This is a genomic window from Candidatus Latescibacter sp. IFSED24 (assembly GCF_058273205.1).
This window is the reverse complement of record NZ_CM177850.1, coordinates 4,714,436-4,740,383: the sequence shown is the minus strand read 5'-3', so window position 1 is coordinate 4,740,383 and position 25,948 is coordinate 4,714,436. Positions and strand designations below refer to the sequence as shown.

General features: G+C 68.2%; 25 protein-coding genes. 9 read left to right on the top strand and 16 right to left on the bottom strand.

Translation table 11 applies throughout. From position 1 onward, the window contains the following. Positions 1-57: 57 nt before the first annotated feature. Genes IFSED24_RS19025 through IFSED24_RS18970 form a run of 12 tightly spaced genes read right to left on the bottom strand, consistent with a single transcriptional unit; the run spans position 58 to position 11,824 of the window. Positions 58-966, bottom strand: a complete 909-nt coding sequence (locus IFSED24_RS19025; protein ID WP_491333071.1) for a CoB--CoM heterodisulfide reductase iron-sulfur subunit B family protein — start codon at positions 964-966, stop codon at positions 58-60. Beyond that, positions 963-1,478, bottom strand: coding sequence for a 4Fe-4S dicluster domain-containing protein (locus IFSED24_RS19020; RefSeq protein WP_491333070.1), 516 nt, complete (start codon positions 1,476-1,478; stop codon positions 963-965). Before IFSED24_RS19020 ends, IFSED24_RS19025 begins: the two co-directional genes overlap by 4 nt. 11 nt (positions 1,479-1,489) lie before the next feature. Continuing rightward, complete coding sequence (locus IFSED24_RS19015) at positions 1,490-1,630, bottom strand: hypothetical protein (RefSeq protein WP_491333069.1); 141 nt, start codon at positions 1,628-1,630, stop codon at positions 1,490-1,492. A 1-nt stretch (position 1,631) separates the two neighbouring features. Further along, positions 1,632-4,100, bottom strand: coding sequence for a CoB-CoM heterodisulfide reductase HdrA2 (gene hdrA2 / locus IFSED24_RS19010; RefSeq protein ID WP_491333068.1), 2,469 nt, complete (start codon positions 4,098-4,100; stop codon positions 1,632-1,634). Positions 4,101-4,105: 5 nt separating this feature from the next. Further along, entirely contained in the window at positions 4,106-5,266 is a 1,161-nt protein-coding gene (locus tag IFSED24_RS19005) for a (Fe-S)-binding protein (RefSeq protein WP_491333067.1), read from the bottom strand. Next, entirely contained in the window at positions 5,266-5,730 is a 465-nt protein-coding gene (locus tag IFSED24_RS19000) for a hydrogenase iron-sulfur subunit (protein WP_491333066.1), read from the bottom strand. The genes IFSED24_RS19005 and IFSED24_RS19000 overlap by 1 nt, the downstream gene beginning before the upstream one ends. Then, positions 5,727-8,618, bottom strand: a complete 2,892-nt coding sequence (locus IFSED24_RS18995; RefSeq protein WP_491335081.1) for an FAD-dependent oxidoreductase — start codon at positions 8,616-8,618, stop codon at positions 5,727-5,729. Before IFSED24_RS18995 ends, IFSED24_RS19000 begins: the two co-directional genes overlap by 4 nt. Positions 8,619-8,633: 15 nt before the next feature. Further along, positions 8,634-8,816, bottom strand: a complete 183-nt coding sequence (locus tag IFSED24_RS18990; RefSeq protein WP_491333065.1) for an FAD-dependent oxidoreductase — start codon at positions 8,814-8,816, stop codon at positions 8,634-8,636. Beyond that, positions 8,794-9,333, bottom strand: coding sequence for a 2-oxoacid:acceptor oxidoreductase family protein (locus IFSED24_RS18985; RefSeq protein ID WP_491333064.1), 540 nt, complete (start codon positions 9,331-9,333; stop codon positions 8,794-8,796). The genes IFSED24_RS18990 and IFSED24_RS18985 overlap by 23 nt, the downstream gene beginning before the upstream one ends. Then, on the bottom strand, positions 9,320-10,273 hold the full coding sequence (locus IFSED24_RS18980) for a thiamine pyrophosphate-dependent enzyme (RefSeq protein WP_491333063.1): 954 nt from the start codon (positions 10,271-10,273) through the stop codon (positions 9,320-9,322). The genes IFSED24_RS18985 and IFSED24_RS18980 overlap by 14 nt, the downstream gene beginning before the upstream one ends. Beyond that, positions 10,270-11,430, bottom strand: a complete 1,161-nt coding sequence (locus IFSED24_RS18975) for a 2-oxoacid:acceptor oxidoreductase subunit alpha (RefSeq protein WP_491333062.1) — start codon at positions 11,428-11,430, stop codon at positions 10,270-10,272. Before IFSED24_RS18975 ends, IFSED24_RS18980 begins: the two co-directional genes overlap by 4 nt. Continuing rightward, entirely contained in the window at positions 11,417-11,824 is a 408-nt protein-coding gene (locus IFSED24_RS18970; RefSeq protein WP_491333061.1) for a 4Fe-4S dicluster domain-containing protein, read from the bottom strand. Before IFSED24_RS18970 ends, IFSED24_RS18975 begins: the two co-directional genes overlap by 14 nt. A gap of 454 nt (positions 11,825-12,278) precedes the next feature. On the opposite strand from IFSED24_RS18970, the gene IFSED24_RS18965 reads away from it, so the two are divergent. After that, positions 12,279-13,160 (top strand): NmrA family NAD(P)-binding protein, encoded by an 882-nt coding sequence (locus tag IFSED24_RS18965; RefSeq protein ID WP_491333060.1) that lies wholly within the window; start codon positions 12,279-12,281, stop codon positions 13,158-13,160. A gap of 1 nt (position 13,161) precedes the next feature. On the opposite strand, the gene IFSED24_RS18960 is transcribed toward IFSED24_RS18965, so the two are convergent. Beyond that, positions 13,162-13,470: an HNH endonuclease gene (locus IFSED24_RS18960; RefSeq protein ID WP_491333059.1), complete on the bottom strand. Its 309-nt coding sequence runs from the start codon at positions 13,468-13,470 to the stop codon at positions 13,162-13,164. Positions 13,471-13,655: 185 nt separating this feature from the next. Next, entirely contained in the window at positions 13,656-14,054 is a 399-nt protein-coding gene (locus IFSED24_RS18955) for a hypothetical protein (RefSeq protein WP_491333058.1), read from the bottom strand. 256 nt (positions 14,055-14,310) lie between these two features. On the opposite strand from IFSED24_RS18955, the gene IFSED24_RS18950 reads away from it, so the two are divergent. The 4 genes from IFSED24_RS18950 to IFSED24_RS18935 all read left to right on the top strand — a co-directional run bounded on the left by IFSED24_RS18950 (position 14,311) and on the right by IFSED24_RS18935 (position 17,920). Continuing rightward, positions 14,311-14,505 (top strand): hypothetical protein, encoded by a 195-nt coding sequence (locus IFSED24_RS18950; protein WP_491333057.1) that lies wholly within the window; start codon positions 14,311-14,313, stop codon positions 14,503-14,505. A 100-nt stretch (positions 14,506-14,605) separates the two neighbouring features. After that, entirely contained in the window at positions 14,606-15,199 is a 594-nt protein-coding gene (locus IFSED24_RS18945) for a hypothetical protein (protein WP_491333056.1), read from the top strand. A gap of 40 nt (positions 15,200-15,239) precedes the next feature. Further along, positions 15,240-16,661, top strand: coding sequence for a flotillin family protein (locus IFSED24_RS18940; RefSeq protein ID WP_491333055.1), 1,422 nt, complete (start codon positions 15,240-15,242; stop codon positions 16,659-16,661). A 170-nt stretch (positions 16,662-16,831) separates the two neighbouring features. Next, complete coding sequence (locus IFSED24_RS18935) at positions 16,832-17,920, top strand: agmatine deiminase family protein (protein WP_491333054.1); 1,089 nt, start codon at positions 16,832-16,834, stop codon at positions 17,918-17,920. 9 nt (positions 17,921-17,929) lie between these two features. Here the strand turns inward: IFSED24_RS18935 and IFSED24_RS18930 are convergent, their stop codons facing one another. Beyond that, positions 17,930-20,038 carry a S9 family peptidase gene (locus IFSED24_RS18930; protein ID WP_491333053.1) on the bottom strand — a complete coding sequence of 703 codons (2,109 nt, stop codon included), beginning with the start codon at positions 20,036-20,038 and terminating at the stop codon, positions 17,930-17,932. A gap of 237 nt (positions 20,039-20,275) precedes the next feature. Between IFSED24_RS18930 and IFSED24_RS18925 the strand changes: the two genes are divergently transcribed. The 3 genes from IFSED24_RS18925 to IFSED24_RS18915 are packed head-to-tail and all read left to right on the top strand — an operon-like array spanning position 20,276 to position 24,265. Continuing rightward, positions 20,276-21,262 carry a TAXI family TRAP transporter solute-binding subunit gene (locus tag IFSED24_RS18925; protein ID WP_491333052.1) on the top strand — a complete coding sequence of 329 codons (987 nt, stop codon included), beginning with the start codon at positions 20,276-20,278 and terminating at the stop codon, positions 21,260-21,262. A gap of 59 nt (positions 21,263-21,321) precedes the next feature. Then, on the top strand, positions 21,322-23,742 hold the full coding sequence (locus IFSED24_RS18920; protein ID WP_491333051.1) for a TRAP transporter fused permease subunit: 2,421 nt from the start codon (positions 21,322-21,324) through the stop codon (positions 23,740-23,742). 10 nt (positions 23,743-23,752) lie between these two features. Next, the gene (locus tag IFSED24_RS18915; RefSeq protein ID WP_491333050.1) at positions 23,753-24,265 is read left to right on the top strand and encodes a universal stress protein; all 513 of its coding nucleotides are present in this window, start codon (positions 23,753-23,755) and stop codon (positions 24,263-24,265) included. On the opposite strand, the gene IFSED24_RS18910 is transcribed toward IFSED24_RS18915, so the two are convergent. Next, positions 24,262-24,789, bottom strand: a complete 528-nt coding sequence (locus IFSED24_RS18910; protein ID WP_491333049.1) for an LA_2272 family surface repeat-containing protein — start codon at positions 24,787-24,789, stop codon at positions 24,262-24,264. The genes IFSED24_RS18915 and IFSED24_RS18910 overlap by 4 nt on opposite strands. A gap of 123 nt (positions 24,790-24,912) precedes the next feature. On the opposite strand from IFSED24_RS18910, the gene IFSED24_RS18905 reads away from it, so the two are divergent. Continuing rightward, positions 24,913-25,938, top strand: coding sequence for a hypothetical protein (locus IFSED24_RS18905; RefSeq protein ID WP_491333048.1), 1,026 nt, complete (start codon positions 24,913-24,915; stop codon positions 25,936-25,938). Positions 25,939-25,948: the final 10 nt, after the last annotated feature.

Here is a 25,948-nt window from a genome sequence, read left to right as displayed (position 1 = left end):
ACGAGATCACACTGATCCATGGTCGCCGAGCTGGTTGGCGGCCGGCAGACTATCCTTCTAGCCTTGCGGCTCAGACACGCCTTCGTTCTCGAGAACGCCGCCGCTCGTCATCAGCAACCTCTCCGCCTTCAACTTGTGCCTGTCCAGTCCCACCTCCGCCGCCGCCAGCCCCTGCGCCAGCGCCAGCAGCTGGAAGTAGTAGACCGGCGGCACCACGAACTCGAGCCCGTACCGCCTGGCCACCTTGATCTGCCCCACGTCGAAGCTGTCGAAGCAGCTCGGACAGATCACCCCCATCACCTCCGCCCCGCTGGCATGCACCGACTCCAGCACCGTCCGCGTCATCTCCGCCGGCAGGTCGCACTCGAGGCAACTCTTGCCGCAGCAGATGATCCGCTCGTCGTGGGTCACGGGTTCGGCACCGATGGCGGCCAGCAGGTCCTCGAAGATGGTGGGATGGTCGGGGTCGTCCACCTGCATGACCGCCCGCGGCTTGAGCAGGTGGCAGCCGTAGTGCACGGCCACCTTCAGGCCGGTGAGCGGTCGCGTGACCGAAGCCGAGACCGCGGCCATGCCCACTTCGTCGCGCAGCACGGTCAACAGGTGCCGGGCCCGGACGCCGCCGTCGTAGCGCAGGCCGATCCGGTCGAGCCTCTCGTTGACCTGGGCCCGCAACGCGGCGTCCTCGTTCAGCAGGTGTGCCGCCTCGCACAGCGTCTCGGTGCAGCCGCTGCAGATGGTGACGTAATCGAGGCCCGCCTGCTCGGCGATGGCCAGGTTGCGCGCGGCGAGGGACAGCCAGTCGAGCTTGCGCGCCGCCTTGAAGAACACCGGATCGGGGCAGCAGCCCAGGCCGTCGAGGTCCACGAGCTCGATGCCCAGCGCCGGCACCGTCTTGCGCACGGCGGCCTCCATCTGCGGATACCGCACCTGGATCATGCAGCCGGGGAAGAACGCGTACCTCATGACGACGCCTCCTCGTCAGCGTCGGCGCCGGACACCAGCGCGCGCAGTATCGTCGAGTCCAGGTCGCCCAGCTGCGGCAGGCCCAGCTCCTCGCGCCGCCGGGTGGTGAATGAGGTCACCACCGCGCTGCGTCCGGTCTCGAGGATCCGCTCGGCTGCTTCCACCACGCCGTCGGGAGCCAGTCCGCGCTGTGTCATGAGGTTCTTGAGCGCGATGATCACCTCGATGGGTTTGACGTCCTGGGGACAGCGATCGAAGCAGGTGAAACAGTTGGAGCACTGCCAGATCACCGAGTCCGGGCCGATCAGCTCCTCCTCCATGCCATAGAGCACCTGCATCATGATGGTGCGGGGATTGAAGTCCTCGCTGAAGCGCGCCGAGGGGCAATCGCCCACGCAGGCGCCGCACTGGTAGCAGTAGTTCACGCCGTCGCCCTCGAGCACCTCGCCGAGGCGTTCGCGGAACGACGGGTCCAGCGCAACGGGCTGGCCGTCCTTCTTGCGGGCCATCATGCTGCCCCTTCCTACTTCGCGGCCTCCAGCGGCCGCACGCTGTTGCTGCGGCACTCGGGGCACGAGCGTTCGCGGAGCGGCGCCTTGGGGTCGTACTCCTCCTGGTAGTCGTGCCCGCAACGCAGGCATTTCCACTGCCACGTATCGGCCACGTCACACCTCCGCCGGGGTCTGGGCCTGGACGCGGCGCCGGGCGGCCTTGGCCTGCCGCGCGCGCCGTTTCTCCTCCTCCTCGGTGAGCACCTTCACCGTGTGCGCGATCTCCTCCGCGGTCACGGTCCGGCGCAGCTCCTCCATCTGGTTCATGGTCTTCTGGAACTTGGGCCCCTCCGCCGCGCTGATCCATTCGAGTTGCAGCCGCTCGGGACGGATGCCCTGCTTCTCGAGGAACTTCCAGAGGCGGTACATGCGCTTGACGGTCTGGCGGTTGGCGTCGATGTAGTGGCAGTCGGCGAAGTGGCAGCCCGACACCAGCACCACCGGCGCGCCCTTGCGCAGCGCGCGCAGCACGAAGTCCTCGTCGACGCGGCCGCTGCACATGGTGCGGATCAGCCGGCACGAGGCTGCGTACTGCATGCGGCTGATGCCCGCCGTATCGCCGCCCGCGTAGCTGCACCAGTTGCAGGCGAAGACGATGACCTTCTCCTCGCCCCTCTCCACCAGCAGCGAATCGACCTGGGCCAGGATCTGGGCGTCGGTGAAATGCCGCATGGTGATGGCGCCCTGGGGACAGGCCGCGCCGCAGGTGCCGCAGCCGGCGCACGCCGCCGCCACCACCGCCGCCTTCTTGCCCGCCGCCTTGTCGGCGCTGAGCGCCCCGTACGGGCACACGCCGACGCAGAGACCGCAGGCGTTGCAGAGGTCGGTGTCGATGGCGCAGGTGATGGCCTCGACGGTGACCTTGCCGGCGTTCAGGAGCGCCCCCGCCCGCGCCGCCGCCGCGCCCGCCTGAGTCACCGAATCCTTCACGTCCTTGGGCGACTCCACGCAGCCGGCGAAGTACACCCCACGCGTGGGTGCGTCCACCGGCTTGAGCTTGGGGTGCGATTCCATGAGCCAGCCCTCGGACGTGGTCGACAGCGTGAGCAGCCGGCGTAGCGATTCGCCGTCCGCGCGCGGCCGCACGCCCACCGAGAGTACGACCAGGTCGAACTCGTGCTCCTCCACCTGCTGGGCCGTGGTGTTCTCCACCAGGAGGCGCAGATGGCCCTCGGCGGTCTCGGTGATCTCGCCGGGGATGCCGCGCACGTACTTCACCCCCGCCTCGCGGCTCTTGTCGTAGAGGTCCTCGAAGCCCTTGCCGAACGCGCGGATGTCGAGGTAGAAGACCGTGCACTCGGAGTCGGGGTAATGGTCGCGGATCAGGAGCGTGTCCTTGACCGTGTTCATGCAGCAGATGTTGCTGCAATAACCCGCGCCGTCGCGCAGCGAGCGCGAACCGACGCACTGGATGAAGCCGATCCGCCGCGGCGTCCGCCGGTCGCCCGGGCGCACCAGGTGGCCCACGGTGGGGCCGCCGGCGCAGATCAGGCGCTCGAACTCCATGCTGGTGATCACGTTCTGGTAGCGGGTGTAGCCGTACTCGTCGAGGGCGGTGGGATCGTAGACGTCCATGCCCGTGGCGACCACGATGGCGCCCACGTCGAGGACCACCAGCTCGTCCTTCATGTCGTAGTCGATGGCCTCCTTCTCGCACACCTCGGCGCACTTGCCGCAGGCGATGGGGTTGGTGCCGAGACAGCTCTCCATGTCGATGAGGTAGGCGGACGGGACGGCCTGCGGGAACGGCAGGTGGATGGCGCGGCGGCTCGAGAATCCCATCTGGAACTCGTCCGGACCAGCCACCGGGCAGACCTTCTCGCACTCCCCGCAGCTGTTGCACACCGCGGGGTCGACGTAGCGAGCCTTCTTGCGAACCGTGACCTTGAAGTTGCCGACGTAACCCTGGACGTCGTCGACCTCGCTAAAGGCCAGGAGCTTGATGCGGGGATGCCGACCGGCATCCATCATCTTGGGTCCAAGTATTCATATCGAACAGTCCATGGTCGGGTACGTCTTGTCGAGCTGCGCCATGAGACCGCCGATGCTCGGCTCTTTCTCGATCAGGTACACCAGGTGGCCCTGGTCCGCGAGGTCCATGGCCGCCTGGATGCCGGCCACGCCGCCGCCGATCACGGCCGCGGCCCTGGTCACCGGGAACGTCATCTCGTCCTGGGGCTGCAGCCGGGCCGCGCGCGCCACCGCGCTCGCCACCAGATCCTGCGCCTTGGCGGTGGCCCCCCGGGGGTCGTCGCCGTGCACCCATGAGCAATGCTCGCGCAGGTTGGCCATCTCCATCAGGTAGGGGTTCAGCCCCACGTCCCACACGCAGCCGCGGAACGTCGGCTCGTGCATGCGGGGCGAGCAGCTCGCCACCACCACCCGTTCGAGCCGGTGTTCGACGATGGCGTGCTTGATCTCCTGCTGTCCCGGTTCGGCGCAGGTGTACTTGTTGCGGACGGCGCAGACCACGCCGGGCAACGTCGCCGCGTGGTCGGTCACCGCCTGGGTGTCGACCGCGCCCGCGATGTTGCTGCCGCAATCGCACACGAAGACGCCGATGCGAGGGAGTTGTTCGGTCATTCGGTTCACCTCCTTTCCTCGACACTGGAACCGGCCGCCGCCTCGCGGTCGGTTCGTTGGAGCGCTCCCGCCACCACCGAGGCGAGATCCCGGATCGCTAGATCCGGGGCCCCCTCCTCCTGGCCGCGCTGGGCGCAGGTAAGATGGATGAGGCACTTGGGGCAGGCGGTCACCAGCGTCTCGGCGCCGGTGGTCGCCGCGTCGTGCAAGAGGTCGGTCTGGATGCGCTTGGTGGCCTGGTTGCACCCCTGCCAGTTGCCGGCGCAGCACACCGCGCGGCGTCCCGAACGCGCCAGTTCGCGGCGTTCGAGGCCGGGGACCGCGTCCAGCGCGGCGCGGGGTTCGGCGTAGAAGCCGCGGTGACGGCCGAGGCGGCAGGGGTCGGCGAAGGCCACCGTCTGCGTCATCTCGGTCAGCGGCAACTCGTCCCGCCGCTCGGCGAGGAACTGGGCCAGGTGCTGCACCTCGCCCGCCGGCACCCCGAATCGCTCGCGATACTCGCGGTCGAGCATCAGCGCGCATTCGGGGCAGGCGGTGATGATCAGGTCGGGCGCCGCCTCGGTGAGCCGGTCCACGTTCCGCGCGGCCAGCTGCTCGAACAGGTCCTCCTGGCCGCCCCAGAGCTGGTCGTGGCCGCAGCAGCGTTCGTCCCCGAGGATGGCCGGTTCGATGCCCAGGGCGTTGAGGATGCGGATCGTGTCGCTCGCGGCGTCGGTGGCGCGCACACCCTTGTCGTCGTGCAGGGCGTCGAGGTACGGGGCGCAACCGACCCAGAGCAGGGTCTTGCTCGCCGGGTCGGTGCGCACATCGTCGGGGAGCCAGTCGAGGCGGTTCTGCGACCGCTCGGTCCGCGCCTGCAGGTCGACCACCGTGTCGAGAGTGCCGCAACGGGTGGCCGGCGGCTGGCCGCCGTTCCGCCGGGCCTGTTCGCGCAGTCGGGGCATCAGGCGGCTGATGGTAACCTCCTGCGGGCAGACCGCATCGCAGTGCATGCAGGTCAGGCAGGCCCACACCGCCTCACGATCGCCGTCGAGGCGTCCGGCCAGGGCGCGGCGCACCAGACGGCGCGGCGAGAGCACCTGATTGTAGCGGGCCACGGGACAGACCGCGGTGCATTTGCCGCAGTCGAGGCAACGCAGGAGCTTGATGCCCTGGAGGTCGATCATCAGCTCGACACCTCCAGCTCGGGGGCGATGTCGCCGTCCAGATCCACCGGCGCCGTCTGACGCCAGGGGCTGGGTCCCAGCGCGGTGATCTGGGCCACGAACTCGTCGATCAGGGCCGCCCACCGCGGACCCTCGGCCGCCGACACCCACTCGAGCCGCACACGCCCGGGTTCCAGCCCCAGCGTGTGCAGGAGCCGCTCGGTCACCGCGAACTGCTCCACCGCGCGGTGGTTGCCGAAGATGTAGTGGCAATCGCCGAAGTGGCAGCCGGAGACGAGCACGCCATCGGCGCCGAGCTGGAACGCGCGCAGCACGTGCGCGGTGCTCACGCGGCCCGAGCACATGGTGCGGATCACCCGGAACCGTGGCGAGTGCTCGAGACGGCTGGCGCCGGCGGTGTCGGCTCCGGCATAGCTGCACCAGTTGCAGGCGAAGACCACGATGCGCGGCTCGAACTCGCTCATGGCGCCTCCTCCCACTGCAGCATGCTGGTGAGCATGGCGTCGATCTGCTCGTCGGTGAAGTGGCGCGCCGACAGCGCCCCGCTGGGGCACCAGGCCACGCACGTGCCGCAGCCCTTGCACGCCGCCTCGTTGATCCGGGCCACCGGAGTGCCCAGTTCGCCGGTGACCAGCTCGGGCGCGTGGAACTCGCACATGGACACGCATACCCCGCAGCCGCGGCAAAGCCAGGGGTCGACCGCCGCCACCGTGGGCTCAAGGTCGAGAGTGTCGCGGACCAGGAGCTGGGCCGCCTTGCCGGCGGCCGCCCCGGCCTCCGCCAGCGCCTCCTGCAGCCCCTTGGCCCCCACGGCGGTGCCGCACACCAGCACGCCGTCGACCACGGTCTCCACCGGCGCCAGCTCGGGATGCCGCTCGAGGAAGAACCCGTCGGGGCCCACGGGCACCTTGAGGACCTCGCGCAGGTGCGCCACCACCTCGGTGTCGGGCACCAGGCCCACGGCCAGCACCACCAGGTCGGCCTGCGCCACCACGGGCCGTCCGAGCACCGCGTCCTCGACCACGACCTTCTTGGCCCGCTTCGCGGTGCCCAGCACCTCGGGCGCCGTGTCCTCCGCCATGCGCACGAAGAGCACGCCGGCGCCGCGCGCCCGCCGGTAGAGCTCCTCGCGACCGGTGCCCGCGGCGCGGATGTCGCGGTGGAAGACCGTCACCCGCACGCCATGCTCGGCCAGGGCCAGCGCCTGACGCAGGGTGGCCACGCAGCAGTAGCGCGAGCAGCCGGGATTGCAGCCGTCGGTGTCGCAGCGAGAGCCCACGCACTGGACGAAGACGGCGCTGGCTGGCAGGTCGCCGTCCTGGCCGAACCAGCGGTCGTCCGGGTCGTGGAGCCGCTGTTCCAGGTCCACGCTGCTCAGGACGTTGCGCTTCTCGCCGTAGCCGAGCTGGCCCGTCGGATCGAACGGTCGCGCCCCGGTGGCCAGCACGATGGCCCCGACCTTCTCCAGCTCCCCGCCCGCAGGTCCCCGGAGTTCCACCTCGTAATTGCCGACGGTGCCACGGACCGCCGTGAGCTGGGTCGCCGGTCGGACCGACACCCGCGAACGGGTGAGCTGGCGGTAGAGGCGGTCGCGCAGCGAATCGGCCTCGGTGTCGCTGTCGGCGAGCCGGTGCAGGCCCGGGTCGGCCAGCAAGCCGCCCAGGTTCTCGTCGCGCTCGACGAGCACCACGTCGTAGCCGTGGGCCTCGAGCTGCAGCGCGGCGTAGAGCCCCGCGGGACCGCTGCCCAGGACCATCACCCGGCGGTTCACGTCGATCACGATGGGGTCGAGGGACTGCAGGCGGGCCGCACGGGCCACCCCCATGCGGATCTGGTCGCGGGCGCGCTTCTGGGCGCCGGGCCGGTCGTGAGCGTGGACCCAGGTGCCCTGGTCGCGGATGTTGACCATCTCGAGCAGGAACGGGTTCAGGCCGCTGCGGGCGAGGACCTCGCGGAAAACCGGCTCGTGCGTGCGCGGGGTGCAGGCCGCCACCACCAGGCGGTTGAGGTCGTGCTCGGCGATGGCGTCCTCCAGGGCGCGCTGGGCCACGTCGGCGCAGGCGAAGCTGACATCGGTGACGTGGACCACGTGGGGCAGTTCGGCCGCTTCCCGGGCCAGCGTGGCCACATCCACGACCCCGGCGATGTTGGCGCCGCAATGGCACACCACCACCCCGACGCGCGGCGGCCCCGCGGCGTCGCGCGGGTCGACCTCGTGGCGTAGCGGGGCCGCGTCGCGGGACGCCAGGACATGGGCCCCCGCGGCCATGGCCGCCGCCCCGCCCTGCGCCACGCACTCGGGGATGATGGCCGGCGCCCCGGCGCTGCCGGCCACGTAGACGCCGGGCCGCGTGGTCGCCGCGGGCGCTCCCTCGGGATCGGGTCGCCTGATGAAACCGCCAGGCTCGATCTCGACGCCCAGCGCCGCCGCCAGATCGGCCATGCCCGCCGTGGGCGTGGCCGCCACCGACAGGACCACCAGGTCGGCTGTCAGCCGTTGCGGCCGTCCGGTGGCCTGGTCCTCCACCCAGAGCAGCAGATCGCCGGTGGCCGGATCCTCCTGGATCTTGGCCGGCCGACCGCGCAGCACCCGCACGTCGTCGCGAGCCAGGACGCGGGCGACGAAGGCGTCGTGGCCTCGTCCCATGGCGCGCATCTCCGTGCCCAGCAGCACGCACTCCTCGATCCCGGGCTCGTGGTCGTGGGCCACCTGCACCGCCTTGACCGCGTTGAGGCAGCAGTAGCGCGAGCACCACCCGCGGCCGCCCTCGCCCCGCGAGCCCACGCACTGCACGAAGACGATGCGCCGCGGCACCTGGCCGTCGGTGGGCCGGACCACGTGGCCACGGGTGGGGCCGGTGGCGCAGAGCAGCCGCTCGAACTCCAGGCCGGTCATCACGTTCTCGGCGCGGCCGTAGCCCAGGGGCAGCAGCTCGCGCGGATCGAGTTCGTCGAAGCCCGTGGCCACCACCACGGCGCCGACCTCGAGATCCTGTTCCGCAGGCTCGCGGTCGAAATTGATGGCCCGGGGCTCGCAGGCGTCGACGCAACGCTGGCAACGCAGGATCTGGTCGTTGAGGCACGCTTCGCGGTCGAGATGGTAGACAGCCGGCACCGCCTGGGGGAACGGACGGTCGATGGCCTTGGCGGTCTTCAGGCCGAGATCGAAGGGATTCGGACGCACGGCGGGACAGGCCTCGGCGCAGAGGCCGCAGCCCACGCAGAGGTCGGGGTCGACGTACCGGGGCGCGGTGCGGATCCGCGCACGGAAGCGGCCGGGGCGACCGTCGAGGCCGATCACCTCGGACTGGGTGTGGAGGGTGATGCGGGGATGCCGACCGGCATCCATCATCAAGGGACCGAGGATTCAGATCGAGCAATCCACGGTGGGGAACACCTTGTCGAGCTGGCTCATGCGGCCGCCAAGCGAAGGCTCGCGTTCGACCAGATGGACGGGGAACCCCGAGCGGGCCAGATCCAGAGCCGTCTGGATGCCGGCGATGCCGCCCCCGATGACCAGCACCCCTCTAGTGCCGTTGGAAGTACTCATAACCCTTCTCGAACGCCTTCAGGTTGAGGTCGATCAGCGCTTCGGGCACCGATGTCTCGATGGCCCGTTGCGCCGCCTCCTTGCCGACGATCTCCGTCGCCGCGGTGGCGAATCCCACCACCACGATGTTCTGGACGATGCGCTTGCCCAGCTCCTCGGCGATGCGCGCCGCCGGGATCCCGCAGGCCCGGATGGTGGCACGCTCCAGATCTGGTTCGACGAGATCGGCATCGTAGATCAGCACACCGGTGTCCTTGAGCTCGGCCGCGTACGTCTCGTAGCCCTCGCGCGAGAGCGCGATGAGCAGATCGGTGCGGCGCAGGTACGGATAGGCGATCACCTCCTCGTCGAGGACCAGGGCCGCGGCGCAGGCGCTACCGCGGGCCTCTGGTCCGAAGCTCTGCGTCAGGGTGGAGTGGCGGCCGTCGTAGAGCGCGGCGGCGCGCCCGAAGACGTAGCCGGTCATGATGACCCCCTGCCCCCCGTATCCGGTGACCCGGATCTCACGCCTCGCCATGTCCCACCTCCTCTGCACAGCACGCCTCGTCCTTGCGCGCGGCCGCCTGGGCCGCCAGCTCTTCGTGGCGGAAGTACTTCTCGCCGAGGACCTTGTCGTGCTGGGCATCGGTCAGGTCCTGCCAGGTGGGCCGCTCGCGGTCGACGAACTTGCCCACGATGATCTTGTCCTGGTAGCCGATGCCCACGTCACGGACGTCGGCGCCGTGCCGGATCTCGCTGTTGTCGTGGTAGAACTTCATGAGGTCGAAGCCCGAACCGAGGCGGTTGCGCCGGGCGTAGAGCGTGGAGCACGGCGCGATGGCCTCGACGAACGAGAACCCCCGCTTCCGCAGCGCCTCGGTGAGCGAGGTGGTGAGCCGGCGCACGTGCAGCGCGGTCCAGCGGGCGATGTAGCAGGCCCCGCACGCCTCCAGGAGCAGCGGCAGGTTGAACGGCGGCTCGTAGGCTCCCCACGGAGTGGTGGAAGTGTTGGCGGTGCCCGGCGTGGTGGGCGCCGCCTGGCCGCCGGTCATGCCATAGATGAAGTTGTTCACGCAGATCACGGTGAGGTCCATGTTGCGCCGGGCGGCGTGCATGAGGTGGTTGCCGCCGATGGCAGACAGGTCGCCATCGCCGCTGATGACCACCACCTTGAGGTCGCGGTTGGCCAGCTTCAGACCGGTGGCGAAGGGGATGGGCCGGCCGTGGGTCGTGTGATAGGAGTCGAGCTTCACGTAACCCGCGGCGCGTCCGGTGCAGCCGATGCCCGAGACCACCACCACCTTGTCGAGGTCGAGGTCGGCGCACATGAGCGCCTCGGTGAAGCACTTGACCACCGTGCCGATGCCGCAAGTGGCACACCAGATGTGGGGCAGGCGGTCGGTGCGCAGGAGATGGTCCATGGGGTGGCCGGAAGCGGCCGGTGCGTCGCTCTTGGATGTGATCCTGGTCACGCTCATGACGCTGCCTCCACGATGGCGCTCTGGATATCGGCCGGGTCGTGAACGCCGCCGCCCATGTGGCTGACGGGCACGACGCGCGCCTGCCCGGCGGCGCAGCGCTCGACCTCCAGGACGATCTGACCGTAGTTGATCTCGGGCACCACGAAGGCCTTCACGCGACCAGCCAGGTCGCGGATCCGACGCTCGGGGAAGGGCCACAAGGTGACCAGCCGCAGGCCGCCCACGTCGAGATGCTGCTTGCGCGCCCCCTCGATGGCCGCCCGCGCCACCCGCGAGGTGATGCCGTAGGAAATCACCACCACTGCCGCCTCGTCGACCTCGTCCTCCTCGAGGATCGCGATCTCGTCGGCGTGGTCGCGGATCTTGTCGCAAAGCCTCCGGACGAGTCGATCCTGGGCCGCGGCGCTCATCACGGGATAGCCCCGCTCGTCGTGGGTCAGGCCGGTGACGTGGTAGCGGTGCCCGCTGCCGGCGTGAGCCATGTCCGGGATCTGGCCACCGTTGCACGCGAACGGCAGGTACTCGCCCGGCGGCTTGTCGGTGAGGCGCCGGGGCCTGATCTCGATGGTCTCGGCGCCGGGGATGGTGACCTTCTCGGTCATGTGCCCGACGCATTCGTCGAGCATGAGCATCACCGGGCAGCGGTACTGCTCGGCCAGGTTGAAGGCGGTGATGGTGAGCGTGTACGCCTCCTGCGGCGACTGGGGCGAGAGCGCGATGATCTCGTAATCGCCGTGGGAGCCCCAGCGCGCCTGCATGACATCGGCCTGGCCGACCATGGTCGGCAGCCCGGTGGACGGTCCGCCCCGCTGGACGTTGACCACGACGCACGGCGTCTCGAGCATGGCCCCCAGCCCGATGTTCTCCATCATCAGACTGAAGCCGGGCCCGCTGGTGACGGTCATGGCCTTGGCCCCGCCCCACACCGCACCCAGCACCGCGGTGATCGAGGCGATCTCGTCCTCCATCTGGATGAAGGTCCCGCCGACGGTGGGGATGCGCCGCGCGTAACGCTCGACCACCTCGGTGGACGGCGTGATGGGGTAGCCGGCCACGAAGTTGCAGCCCGCCGAGAGCGCGCCCTCGGTGCAGGCATGGTCGCCGTCGAGGTAGTGGTCGCCAACGAGGACGTGGCCGGGATCAGCCTGTGCCATGCCGCACCTCCCGTTCGACCAGGGACAGCGCGGGCCCCGGGTCGTTATCATCGCTGGAATCGGGGGCTTGTTCCTCGCTTACAGCCGGCGGTGGGTCGGGATCCGCCGTCGCCACCAGCGTCTTCTGACACGCCTGAGCCTCGACCGGCTCGCAGTAGATGGCGAAATCGGGGCAGATCACCTGACAGAGGTCGCAATCGACGCACTGGCCCGGTTCGGCCACCACGGGATAGTGATATCCCTTGGCATTGTAGTCGTCGGACATGGCCAGGACCCCGCGCGGACAGAACTCCACGCAGAAGGCGCAGCCCTTGCAACGCTCGATGATCAGGTGGATTTCGCCCCGGGGGATCTGGACCTCGTGGGCATCGAGGGGGACTCGCCAGAAACGCATGGACCCGCCCTCCCGGATGGAGCCGGGCCAGGCAGGTGACCGCCAGACCCGACAAACGCGGGCCACGGTCCGGTGAAGTCCATGCTCTCCCTGGCGGTGCGGTGCCCTGGCAGGGTGCTGGTCCTCTGGGTCGTTTGCAGTGCCGATCGGACTCCCCCGACCCATGGCCAGGGTTGCTCGACTAGTGGGGACCTTAGCACGTTCGCGACGGTGAAAACAAGGGGTCAACAAGATTATTGTTAGCGATTTTAGCGGATTTTACACTCATCCCGGCGAAAATAGGGTATGCTTTGAGAAGGCCTTATCAAGAGTGCAACGATCTTATTTTGCGCGGTGAAACCGCGCGGAGGCTCCGGGGCGCCGTGGCGCTCGGCCCCAACCATCGACCTGACTCCTCGGAAGCCGAGACATTCGAGCTGGCCACCGCCACCGGGACAGAACGGAGGTGTCCGGCATGTTCATCGTCATCAACACCCCCAACGGCAACATCGGTCGCGTGGTCACCGACATGCTCCTATCCGCCGGCGAGTATGTCGCGCTGCTGACCCGCCATCGCGATCGGGTCGCCGACTTCGCCACGCGCGGCGCCACGGTCTGGGACGGCGACCTCGAGGACTGGAACTTCGTCAGAGAGGCCACGGTCGGCTGCCAGCGGCTGCTTTGGGCCTCGCCGCAGGCCTACACCCACCCCGACCTGATTGAGTTCCAGGTCCGGCTCGGCCGCAACATCACCCGGGCCATCGTCGAGAACGAGATCCCCTACGTGCTGAACATCTCGAGCATCGGCGCGCAGCACGACCACGGCACCGGGGCGATCCAGGGTCTGCGCGAGGTCGAGAAGCTGCTCGACGACTCGCCGGCCAACGTCATGCACCTGCGCGCCGGCTACTTCATGGAGAACTTCGCCTTCTCCGAGCGCGCCATCCGCGAGGACAACGCCATCAACCTGCCCATCGACGGCGCGGTGGAACTGCCCATGATCGCCAGCCGCGATGTCGCCGTGCTCGCGGCCAACCTGCTCTGCGAGCCCGACTGGGAGGGCAACGTGGTGCGCGAGATCGTGGGCCCCAAGTGCCGCAGCTTCGACGACGCGGCCCGGGTCTTCAGCGAGGTCCTCGGCCGCGAGATCCGCCACGTGAAGGTCAGCCCCGAGCGCGCCCGCGCGGGCATGCTGCGGCGGGGCTGGAGCCCGCGCTCGGCCGATCTGATCGTCGAGATGTACGAGGGGTTGGCTGCGGGATTGCTCGTACCCGAGGACACGCCACAGGTGGCCATGACGACGCTGCGTTGCTTCGTGCGGACGAAGATACTCAAGCAGCAGGAGGCTCAGGCCTGATCTAGCGCGGCTTCCGCACCACGATCCGCTTGTCCGGCCGCTGCCGGCGGGCATAGGCCACGAAGCGGGCGATTCCGGGATGGGCCCGCAATGCCGCCAGGGTGTGGTAGCGGTCGGCCAGTTCGCGATGGGTGAGTTCGGCGTGGACCGTGCGATGGCAGGCCGGGCAGAGGGTGATCGTGCCGTTGCGCGCCGCCTCCAGATCGAAGCCGGGCGTTCCGCGCAGCCGGGAGTGCTCCCGCCTGGGAACGAGATGATGTGCGGTCAGGTCCGGCGCGGGACGCCGGCAGAGTTCGCAGGTCTCGGGCATGCCGTCATGATAGGATCACGAGGTAACCGCCGCCGGGGAATACCCGTCGGTGTGGGGCGAATAATGCCGCGTCGAGACCGCGGACGTCGGCACGATAGCCCTCGGCTCACCACATTCCTCCTGGCAAGCCGAGCACTGCTTTCGGCCCAGGACTTGGTGCTCGGATCAGGCGCTGCGTGCTTCCGTCACCGGAGGTACTTCAACTGCGCCCAGAGCGGATCGTAATGGACCGTGTCCGTACCGTGCGCCTCCTCGACCCGATCCTCGCGCACGACAAACGTCGCCTGCTGGCCGGCGATCCGCGAGAAGAGCAGCCGCGACTCCTGACCGTCGGACCTCAGCACCAGCCGGCAGAGGTCGGGATCCTCCTCCGACGTCAGGCTCACCTGGCAGACGGGACAGGAGAAGTCCCACCGGGAGCCCGGCACCGCGTGGAAGCCTGGCGGCAGGTAGACCTCGTAGTTGCCGGGTTCGGGGTGGAAGCCGATGAGGATGTGCGTGTCGTCGAACGACGCGGTGAGGATGATCGACCGATCCGGATTGAGCACGGCCCCGCAGTTCGGGCAGCAATAGTCCTTGCTCATGGCGACCTCCTTGGTGAGGTGCGTGGAAGAAGCAGGACAATCACAGGATAACGAGTGATGGCGGGGGACGGCTACCCGAACAGACGGATCGCCGGGCATCCGTTCGCTGGTCGTAGGATTTCGACTCGACCCAGATACGGCCATGGGCAGGCCTGGCAACAGCGATCGACCGCGGCGATCCCGTCGAATACACTCTCCCTGACCGGTGTACCAATCCCGTCCACCCGTCGCCACCTTCACCCGGAGTCCGACCACCATGAACGTCCTCCTCTGGCTCATCCTCTTCATCCTGTGCTGGCCCCTGGCCATCCTCTTCCTCGTGCTCTATCCCCTGGTCTGGCTCCTGCTGCTACCCTTCCGGCTGCTCGGCATCGCGGTCTCCGGCGTCCTGGAGCTCTTCAAGGCCATCATCTTCCTGCCGGCCAGGCTGCTGGGGCAGCGGCCGAAATAGCCCGAGAGTCCCGGGTGGGCACGGGATTCCTGCTGCACGGACCCCACGACTCGGCTAGAGTCGCGGGCAGGCGGACCCAACCCGAAACGAGGTGAACTCCATGGCGGAATGGTTCAACGCCCTGACCCTCGACCTGCAGATCTTCTACGGCCTCGGCTGCCTCGCCACGCTGCTGCTCGTGATCCAGCTCATCATGACCGTGCTCGGCCTCGGCGACGACGTGGCCGGCGACGCGGTGACCGTCGATGACGGGATGCTCGACGTCGGCGGCGACATGGAACACGGCGACGGCCTGGGCCTCGTCTCCACCCGCACCATCGTGGCCTTCCTCGCCGGTTTCGGCTGGACCGGCGCCATCGCGCTCAACAGCGGCCTCGGGCTGCCGGTGGCGGTGATCGTGGCGCTGGTGATGGGATTCGTGCTCATGCTCATGGTCTTCTGGCTCATGCGTGGGCTCTACTCGCTGCGCCAGAGCGGGTCGCTGGACTACCGCAACGCCGTCGGCCAGAGCGGCACGGTGTACATCAAGATCCCGGCGGCCGGTAGCGGCTCGGGACAGATCCAGGTCGTCGTACAGGGCCGGCTCGCCACGGTCGCGGCCCAGACCGCATCGCCCGAAGAGATCCCCAGCGGACAGCAGGTCAAGGTGACCAAGGTCCTGGCCGGCAACACCCTGCAGGTCGAGACAATCTGATTGGTGGTGCCGCCCCGGCGCCGCTCGAGAGGGAGAGAACATGGCTGGATTCGAATTCCTGATCCTCATCGCCACCATCGTCCTGATCTTCTTCGTCACCCTCATCGGCTTCGCCACGCGCTACAAGCGCTGCCCGTCGGACAAGATCCTGGTGGTCTACGGCAAGATCGCCGGCAAGGGCCCCGCCCAGTCGGCCAAATGCATCCACGGCGGCGCCACCTTCGTCTGGCCGGTGATGCAGGACCATGCGTTCCTGGACCTGACCCCCATCCCCATCGAGATCAAGCTCGAGGGCGCCCTCTCGCTGCAGAACATCCGCGTCAACACCCCGTCGACCTTCACCGTGGGCATCTCCACCGAGCCGGGCGTGATGCAGAACGCCGCCGAACGTCTGCTGGGCCAGACCATGCAGGCGGTGCAGGAGCTGGCGCGCGACATCATCTTCGGCCAGATGCGTGTGGTCATCGCCACCATGTCCATCGAGGACATCAACGCCGACCGCGAGCAGCTCATCGACAACATCACCAAGGGCGTGGAGTCCGAGCTGCAGAAGGTCGGCCTGCGGCTGATCAACGTGAACATCCAGGACATCACCGACGAGTCGGGCTACATCGACGCCCTGGGACGCGAGGCCGCCGCGCGCGCCATCAACGAGGCCAAGAAGAAGGTGGCCGAGCAGGAGCGCGATGGCGAGATCGGCAAGGCCCAGGCCGAGCGCGAGCAGCGGATCCAGGTGGCCGCCGCCCACGCCACCGCGGTCGAGGGCGAGAACCGCGCCAAGATCACCATCGCCAACTCGGACGCCGAGCGGCGCGAGCGCGAGGCCGAGGCCGAGCGCCAGGCCGTGGCCGCCGAGAAGGTGCAGTCGGCCCAGGCGCTCCAGGAAGCCTACACCGCCGAGGAGCAGGCCGAGCGCGAGCGCGCCCGGCGCGAGGAGGCCACCCAGGTGGCCAACATCGTGATCCCGGCGGAGATCGAGAAGCGGCGCGTGGAGACCATCGCCGAGGCCGAGGCCGAGCGGATCCGCCGCACCAAGCGCGGCGAGGCCGACGGCGTCCTGGCCATGATGACCGCCGAGGCCGACGGTCTGAAGGCCATCCTCTCGCGCAAGGCCGAGGGCTTCGCGCGCATGGTCGCGGCCGCCGAGGACAAGGCCGAGCTGGCCTCGCTGCTGTTGATCACCGAGCAGATGCCCAAGCTGATCGAGGAGCAGGTCAAGGCCATCAGCAACCTGAAGATCGATCAGATCACCGTCTGGGAAGGCGGGCGCAAGGGCGACGGCAAGACGTCCACGGCCGACTTCCTCTCGGGCCTGGTGGGTTCGCTGCCGCCGTTGCACGAGCTGACCAAGAACGTGGGCATCGAGCTGCCCCAGTACCTGGGCAAGATCGACGAGATGAAGGAAGGCGCCGAGGCGGATCCCGCCGCCCCGGACGAGACGCCGCCAGGCGGCGCGGCCTAGGACCGCCGCAGCGGGCCCCGGCCACCCGGCCGGGGCCCTTCTCATGTCCACAGCCCGACCACGCGCTCGATCTCCCGGGCTTGCCTCGCACCGCACAGGAACTTACCCTCGACCAGGTCGGTTGGAGCGCGGAGGCGCCGGTCACCCAGCCAAGGTCGGAGAATGTGCTGATGCCACCTCGAGAACGACGTCTCTGCGCCTGCGTGGCCGCGCTGGTCGTGCTCGCGCTGCACGGCGGGGTCCCGACGGCCAGAGCCGCGGACCTGCCGGAGGCGCCGCGCATGCCGGGGGAGTTCGAGCCGCAGGAAGCCCTCGCCATCAGCTCGGCCCAGATGCTCCAGTTCCACCCCGAGACGCTGGTCGATCTGGTGACCGCCCTGCACGAGGAGACCCGCGTGGTCTGCCTCGTGGGTTCGGTCGAAGAACGCCGCGCCGTGGGCGAGCTGCTCCTGGGCAGCGGCCTGCCCGCCGGCTGCGTGTTCTTCGTCTACACGCCGGTGATGACCATGTGGGTCCGCGACTTCGGCCCCTTCACGGTGCTCGACGCGGCCGGCGCGCCCTGGTTCCTCGACCCCCATTACGGCACCCAGCGCGCCAACAAGGTGGACGATGGCGTTCCCGGGCATCTGGGCAAGGCGCTCGGGGTCCCGGTGGCGGCGCTGCCGTTGACCCTGGAGGGCGGCGACCTGCTGAGCAACGGCCGGGGCTTCTGCATCAGCTCGCAGCACATCCTCTCGCGCAACGAACGCGAGCGGGGTTACGATCTGGCCACCACCTGGGGCATCCTGCAGCGGTACCTGGGGTTCCGCGACTGGTTCCCCTCGCTGTCACTGGAGGGCGAGCCCACCGGGCACGTCGACATGTTCCTGACCTTCACCGCCCCCGACGTGGTGGTGGTGGGCCGCTACGATCCCGCGGTGGACGCCGACAACGCCAGGCGCCTCGACTGGGTCGCGCGCGCGCTGCGCGACAAGCGCTGGAACGACCAGCAGCTCCAGGTCGAACGCATCCCCATGCCGCCCCACGACGACGGCCGCTGGCGCACCTACACCAACGTGGTCTACGCCAACGGAACCCTGCTGGTCCCGACCTACCCCGGGTTCTGTCCCGAACTGGACGCCGAGGCGCTGGCCGTGTACCGGCGGCTGCTGCCCGACTGGCAGGTGGTCGGGGTGGACGCCTCGAGCCTCATCGAGCGCAACGGGGCGCTGCACTGCGTGACCGCGAGCTTGCCCGTGGTGGGCGACGGGCTGCGCTGACCGCTCGGGTCACTCGGCCAACCCGGCCAGTTGCAGCAGGAAGGCACACTCCAGCGCCGTCTCCCGGTGCCGCCGGAACCGACCCGACGCCCCGCCGTGCCCGGCCTCCATGTTGGTGTGCATCAGGAGCAGGTTCTGGTCGGTCTTGCGCGCCCGCAGCCTCGCCACCCACTTGGCCGGCTCCCAGTACTGGACCTGGGAATCGTGCAGCCCGGTCATGACCAGCAGGTGAGGATAGTCCTGGGCGGCGACCTGGTCGTAGGGCGAATACGACAGCATGTAGTCGTAGTAGGTCTTCTGGTTGGGATCGCCCCACTCGTCGTACTCGCCGGTGGTCAGCGGGATGCTCTCGTCGAGCATGGTGGTGACCACGTCGACGAACGGCACCTGCGCCACCACGCCGTGCCACCGCCCGGGAGCCATGTTCAAGACCGCCCCCATCAAGAGGCCGCCGGCGCTGCCGCCCATGGCGTACAGCCGTCCGGGATCGGCGTAGCCCGCGGCAGCGAGGTGCTCGCCGCAGGCGATGAAGTCGGTGAAGGTGTTCCGCTTGCGGAGGAGCTTGCCGTCCTCGTACCAGCGGCGTCCCAGCTCCTCGCCGCCGCGCACATGGGCGATGGCGAACACGAATCCGCGGTCGAGCAGGCTGAGGCGCCAGCTCCGGAAACCGGCCTCCATGCTCAGGCCGTACGAGCCGTAGCCGTAGAGCAGGCAGGGATTCTGGCCGCGGACATACCGATCCTTGCGGTAGACCAGCGAGATGGGCACCGCGGTGCCGTCGGCGGCGACGGCGTGGATGTACTCGGCCTGGTACCAGGCCGGGTCGAACTCGCCCAGGACCTCGTCCCGCTTGCGCAGGATCTTCTTCCGGGTCCGCATGTCGTAGTCGAAGACCGAGCGCGGCGTGGTCAACGAGCTGTACCCGTAGCGCAGCTGGTCGGTGTCCAGCTCGGGCGAGCCGATGATCCAGGCGCTGTAGGTGGGCTCGCCGAAATCGAGGTCGTGACCCGCGCCGGGCGACCAGGAGCGGACATGCAGGCGGGTCAACCCGTCCCGCCGCTCCTCCACCACCAGGAAATCACGGTACAGCTCGAAACCCTCCACGAGGACGTCGGCGCGGTGCGGCACCAGATCCTGCCAGTGTTCCAGACCGGTCCCGGCGGGGTCGCAGGTCACGAGCCTGAAGTTCTCGGCGTCCAGATTGGTGCGCACCACGAAGCGGCCGTCGGCGTGGTCGACCGAGTATTCCAGGCCGCGTTGCCGGGGCTGGAAGATGCGCCAGGGGCCCGTAGGCTGGTCCGCGGCGAGGAAGCGGACCTCGTCGGAAACGGTCTGGCCCGCATGGATCAGCAGGTACTCCCGCGACTTGGTCTTGGTCACGCTCACCGAGAAGGTCTCGTCGTCCTCCTGGTAGACGAGTGCGGCCGTGGCCGGATCCGCCCCCAGCTCGTGGCGCCAGACCTGATAGCTGCGCAGGGTCTGCGGATCCTTGCCGGCGTAGAAGAACGTGCGCCCGTCCTCGGCCCAGACACCGTTGGCGGTGACCATGGCGATGGTGTCGGCGAGGTCCTGGCCGGTCGTGAGGTCGCGGAACCGCCAGGTGTACTGGCGGCGACCCACGGTGTCGACCGCATAGGCCAGGATGCGGTTGTCGCTGCTGACCGTCAGGGCGCCCAGGGCGAAGAAGTCGTGTCCCTTTGCCAGCGCGTTGCCGTCGAGCATCACCTGCTCGGGCGCCTCCATGGTGCCCTTCCGCCGGCAATGGAGGGCGTACTCGCCACTCGCGACGAAGCGCGTGTAGTACCAGTAGCCGCGAGCGAAGGTCGGCACCGAGGCGTCGTCCTTCTTCAGACGCCCGACGATCTCCTGGAAGAGGGTCTCCTGGAGGCCCTCGGTGGGGGCCATCACCTGCTTCAGATACGCGTTCTCCGCCTCGAGATGAGCGATCACCTCGGGATTCTCGCGTTCGCGCAGCCAGAAGTACTCGTCGGTTCGCTCGTGGCCGTGCGCGGTGAGCGTGTGGGGAATCTGCTTGGCGACGGGAGGATCGAGTTCCCCCGTACAGCCGCTCAGGGAAAGGATCACCATGGTCACCACCATCGTTTGCAGGGTTCGCATCGGAGTGCCTTGTCTGGCTCTGGCTCGGGCTCGGGCTCGGAACGTGGATGGCAATATAGCCATCGGCTTGGCGAGAGCGAGAAGGACCTTCAGCCGAGGCCGGAACTCGCCGTGAATCGTGGCGAAGTTGTTAGAGCTTTATCATAATGAGAGTGATTTCAGCCTTTTAATTCTTCGCGCTTTCTTTAATAATCGGGGACCGTGATTCCAGGACCCCACCTCTGAAGGAGAGTTCCCATGACACGACGTTGGATCCTGACTGCCGGACTGTTGCTGGTCGGCGCCCTCATGCTCCTGCCCACCACCGGCCTGGCCAAGGATCGCCTGGCCTTCTCCGGCGGACCCGAGGGTGGGACGTTCCAGTACTTCTCCAACGGCATTGCCATCCGTCTCTCCAAGACCATCCCGAACCTCGAGGTCTCGAACATGGCCTCGGCCGGTTCGTTGGAGAACCTGCGCCGGGTGAATTCCGGCGAGGCCGACTTCGGGATCGTCTACTCGGGCGACACCTACCTCGGACGCAACGGCCGCTTGACCAAGGACGAGAACAAGTACGAGAACGTCATGGCCATGGCGTATCTCTACGGCGCCCCCGCGCACCTCATCGTCCTCGACGGAGGCGGCATCAAGACCATGGACGACCTCAAGGGCAAGCGCGTGGCCGTGGGCGGCGCGGGTTCGGGCGCCGCCGGGGCGGCCCAGCGCTACTTCACCGCCCTGGGCCTCTGGGACGAGATGAAGGTGGAATTCCTGGGTTACAGCAAGGCCGCCGCCGCCCTGGGTGACGGTCTGATCGACGCCTTCTGGGTCTTCGCCGGCTTCCCCAACTCGTCGGTAATCCAGGCCGCGGCCAGCAATCCCATCAAGATCCTCAACGTGGTCGAGGCGGGCGAGAAGGCCGGCTTCTTCGAGCAGTATCCGTTCTACACCAAGCTGACCATCCCCGCCGGAACCTACAGCGGCATCGACTACGACGTCCTGTCGTTCCAGGATTCCGCCCTCTGGGTTGCCGGCAAGCACGTGCCCACCACCATGGTCGCCCAGGCGCTGGAGCAGATCTTCTCCAAGGATGGGCTGGCCTACATGGTGAAGGTCAAGAGCACGGCCAAGGCCATGTCGGTCGCTGGTGCCCTCAACGGCATCGTGACGCCTGTCCATCCTGGCGCCGCAGCGTTCTGGAAGGATCAGGGCCTGACGCTCACGCCCGATCAGACTGCACCCTGACCGTCTGCTGGGGAGCGGGCCCGACCCGCTCCCAGACCAGTCATCTCCCGGGAGACGCCATGGCCAGCACCGACCTGCCCCCCCCGCCCCCCGGCGGCGACGCGAAGAAGCTCGAACAGATCATCGAAAAGGATGCCCGCTCCACCCGGACCCCCACGGGACTCTGGCATCTGACCATCTCCGCGCTCGCCGCGGCCATGGTGCTCTTCTACTTCTACGCGGCAGGCGTGGCATCCGTGGCCACCCAGTATCACCGCGGCGTCTACGTCTTCATCACTTTCGTGCTGATCTTCCTGCTCTATCCCGTGGGCAAGAGCTGGGTGCGGTACCCGCTCGACCTCTTCGTGGGCATGGTGGTCTCCAGCGCCGCGGTGGCCTGGATCTTCTACCCGGATGCCACGACCTTCCATGATCGGGTCACCCAGATCGGCGCCATCTGGTCGGAGTCCGGCGCCGGCGCCGGGCTCGCCAACGCCCTCGGCCTCTGGTGGCTGGCGCTGCTGGCGATCCTCGTGACGGTGGGCCTGCAGTTCGCCAACCGCTGGACCGAGCGGCGCTGGCCCGAGCACCCCAGCTTCTCCGACCTGCTGCTGGCGGTGATCTCGGCCGGCGTGGTCGGGTACTGGATCTTCGAGTTCGAGAACCTCAACTACCGCGCCGGTGCCGAGACCCCGCTCGACGCTTTGGTGAGCGTCGTGGGCATCGTGCTCAGCCTCGAGATCTGCCGCCGGGTGCTGGGCTGGGCCATGACCCTCATCGGCGTCTCCATGCTCTGCTACGCCTATTTCGGCCCTTATTTCCCCGACGTCATCGCGCACCGCGGTTTCGGCATCGAGCGGCTCTGCACCTCGCTCTACCTCACCACCAACGGCGTCTTCGGGGTGATGGCCAACGTCCTGGCCACGTACGTGATCCTGTTCATCTTCTTCGGCGCCTTCCTGCACAAGTCGGGGGCCGGCAAGTTCTTCATCGATCTGCCCATGGCGCTGGCCGGCCGCTCCACCGGCGGCCCCGCCAAGGTGGCCGTCATGGCCTCGGCGCTCTTCGGGTCGGTCTCCGGGTCGGCCATCGCCAACACCGTCTCCACCGGCGCCTTCACCATCCCGCTCATGAAGCGGGCGGGATTCCGGCCCCACGTGGCCGGCGCCATCGAGCCCGCTGCCTCCATCGGCGGCATGTTCATGCCCCCGATCATGGGCGCCGGCGGCTTCCTCATGGCCGAGCTGACCGAGACGCCCTACGCCCACATCATGCTCATCGCCATCGGGCCGGCGCTGCTCTACTTCTTCTCGGTGTTCTGCATGATCCACTTCGAGGCCAAGAAGCACGACATCCAGGGCATCCAGGACCCGAACATGGAGCACTGGACCACGGTGCTGAAGCGCGAGTGGTACTTCGCGCTGCCGCTGGTGATCATCACCGTCCTGATGGTCCTGGGCAGGTCGCCCGGCTACAGCGCGTTCTGGGCCACGATCTCGTGTATCGGCGTGAGCTGGGTCCGCAAGGAGACCCGCATGGGCCCGCGTGAGATCTGGGAAGCGATCCAGACCGGCGCCCGCAACACCCTGATCATCGGCGCCACCCTCGGCGTGATCGGCATCATCGTGGGCACCATCTCGCTCACCGGCATCGGGCTCAAGTTCTCCGACATCATCATCTCGCTGGCCAGCGGCAACCTCCTGCTGGCGATCCTCCTGGTGGGTCTGGCCTCGCTGGTCCTGGGCATGGGCGTGCCGGTGACCGCCGCTTATCTGATCACCGCCGTGCTCGCGGTGCCGCCGCTCATGGAGATGGGCGTGGTGCTGATCGCCGCGCACATGATCGTCTACTGGTTCAGCCAGGACTCCAACATCACGCCGCCCGTGTGCGTCGCCGCCTACGCCGGCGCCGCCATCGCCGGCTCGGATCCCTGGAAGACCGGCTGGACCTCGTTCAAGTTCGCCAAGCTGCTGTACGTGATGCCGCTGCTGTTCGCCTTCACCCCGTCGATCCTCTTCGAGGGCAAGCCGCTGCTGGCCCCCACCTTCCAGGACGAGATCATGGGCGCCATGGTCACCGAGGTGCGCGTGGCGCCCGGCGACGCGGTCAACCGTGGCGACATCATCGCCACCGTGCTCGACGGCGACGCCATCGTCGAGATCACCGCCCACCGCACCGGCGTCGTGAAGGAGCTGACCGTACGCGGGGGCGAGTTCATCGATTCGGGTCGAGTGCTCGCGGAGATGCGCGCCAAGCCGACCCAGATCTTCTCCTCGCTATTCTCGGCCTTCCTCGGCACCATGGCCTTCTCGGCCTTGACCATGTTCTACCTGATCAGGCACACGAACATCGGCGAGTGGCTGCTGCTCGCCGCGGCGACGTTCTTGCTCTTCTGGCCCGGCTTCGTCACCGATGGCGCGGGGCTGCTCCTGGTGGCCCTGGTCTTCATCCTGCAGCGCGCTCGTAACCGGCGCGACCAGCAACGTCTGGCCGCCGCCTGAGGTCACTGTCATGCTACCGACCTTCGAACGGATCCTCTACTGCACGCAGCTCGGCCCCAACACGGCCTACGTGTTCCGCTACGCGTACGCGCTGGCCAAGGGCTTCGGCGCCGAGCTGCACGTCCTGCACGTGGTGGAGACCCTGACCGCCGAGCAGCGCGCCGTGGTCGACGGTTATGCGGGCGAAGGCGCCATCGAGGAGCTCGTCGAGGCGCAGGAGGATGAGCAGATGGCGCGCATCCCGCGGCGGATCGGCGAGTTCTGCACACGCGAGATGGGCGAGGAGGACTGGCAGCAGGTGGTCACCAAGATCATCGTCGCCGAGGGCAAGGCCCACCAGCAGATCCTCGACCATGCCCGGGACCTCAAGTCCGACCTCGTGGTCCTCGGCGCACACGCGGAGTCGTCGCTGCTGGACCGCCTGGTGGGCAATACCGCCCAGCGTGTGGTCCAGCGGTCGCCGGTGCCGGTGCTGATCTGCCAGGTGCCCGACGGCAAGCAGGGTCTGAGTCTGGACCTCTAGAAGCTCCAGTTCACCAGCGGCAGGATGGGCAGCTTGTCCTTGCTCTTGATGATGTTCACCAGACCGATCTGCAATCCGTTCATCTTCTCGGCGAAGTTCACGAACCCGAGCTGGAAGCCGCTGAAATCCTCGGTGATGTTGACCAGGCCCCACTGGAAGCCTTCACCACCCACCGCATGATTGACCACGCCCGACTGGAAGCCCTGGAAGGTGCCGCGGGTGCTGGAGTAGAGACCGGTCTGCCAGCCGGTGAAGTCGCCCGCCACCATGCCGACGCCGGCCCACTGCACCCCCACGCCCTTGCCCGTGTTCATGCCGACCAGTCCGATATCCAGCCCGGTGACGTCGTGGTTGCGGCCGTAGAGCAGCGAGAAGCGGAAGACCGTCACGGAGGTCTCCTCCGCAGTGATCTGGAGCGGATGGAAGAGAGCCAGATTGACCGGGCTGGTGCCCTGCTCGGCCTGGGCGGTCCCGGCTACCAGGATCATGGCCAACAGGAGCGAATAGTGGCGTGAGGAGAACATGCAACAGACTCCAGGTGCGAGGAGGTTCTGGCCGCCACGACCAAATCTGACTGGCGACCTCGAAGCTGGAATGCTAATACCATTGCTGAGGAGACGCACTCCCTGCCGCAGGAGGAGCTGATCATGATCACCCGCCGCGTAGCCCTGATCCTCGTGCTGGTCTGCCTGCTGGCCGCCCTGGCCGGATGCTCCAAGTTCAAGTCCAGGAAGCGGCTGAACCTGGGCCCCTTCGCCGAGGACATGATCGCCCTGGCCGGCGACATCCAGTACGGCCTGGGCATGCACCAGCCCGTCTATCTGCAGGGTTATACCGACGTCCCGGAGGCCGAAAAACTCGACATCCTCGGGCACAAGATCCGCGCCGTGATGCGCGCGGTGATCGGCTACTCCATCCAGGTGGTCACGCTCGGCGAATCCGAGCTGTCCGGGCCCGAGCGGACGGATGCCCTGGCCGAGTACCTCGACGGACTGCTCCGCCCCGTCCTCGCCAAGCCGGTGCCACCGATGATGATGACCCTGGCCGACCTGGACACCGTCCTGGCCGACATCCGCAGTCGCTCCGATCTGCTCGGCGGCCTGCACGCCTCCCAGCCCGTGGTGGACGAGATCGCGCGCGTGGCGGGAGAGTTCTTCGACGAGACCGCCACCGAGCTCGAAAACACGCGCCAGGCCATCCAGGACCGCATCGATGGCGATTTCTTGGACGTCCGGATCACCGACCGCGGGTTGCGGAACGCGCAGCTCAGGACCGTCGCCGATATCGCCCTCCTGCCGATGATACGCAGCGGCGACCTGGCCGCCGTCGACACCTTGCGCGCCCGTCAGCCCAGTCTGCGTCCACTTCTACGCTCCGGCGTCGTCCCCGACGAGGAGGCCATGCGCCAGGTGGATGAGCGGCTGCTCTACATCCTGACGGGCTTGAGCGACGTGCGTCGTCAGCTGGAACCGGACCTGGTCACCTTCCGCGAGGCCCGCCGAGAACTCGGGCTCATGCATGCCACCTACAGCGCCGCGCTGCGCCAGGGACGCGTGGCCATCTTGGCCTGGGCCAGGGCCCACAACCGTCTCGCTTCGGGAGTAACCGACCCGGCCGCCATCGACGTGCTGGGAATCGCCCGCAAGGCTGCCGGCGCCGCGGTGCCGTTCTAGTCCGGCGGCC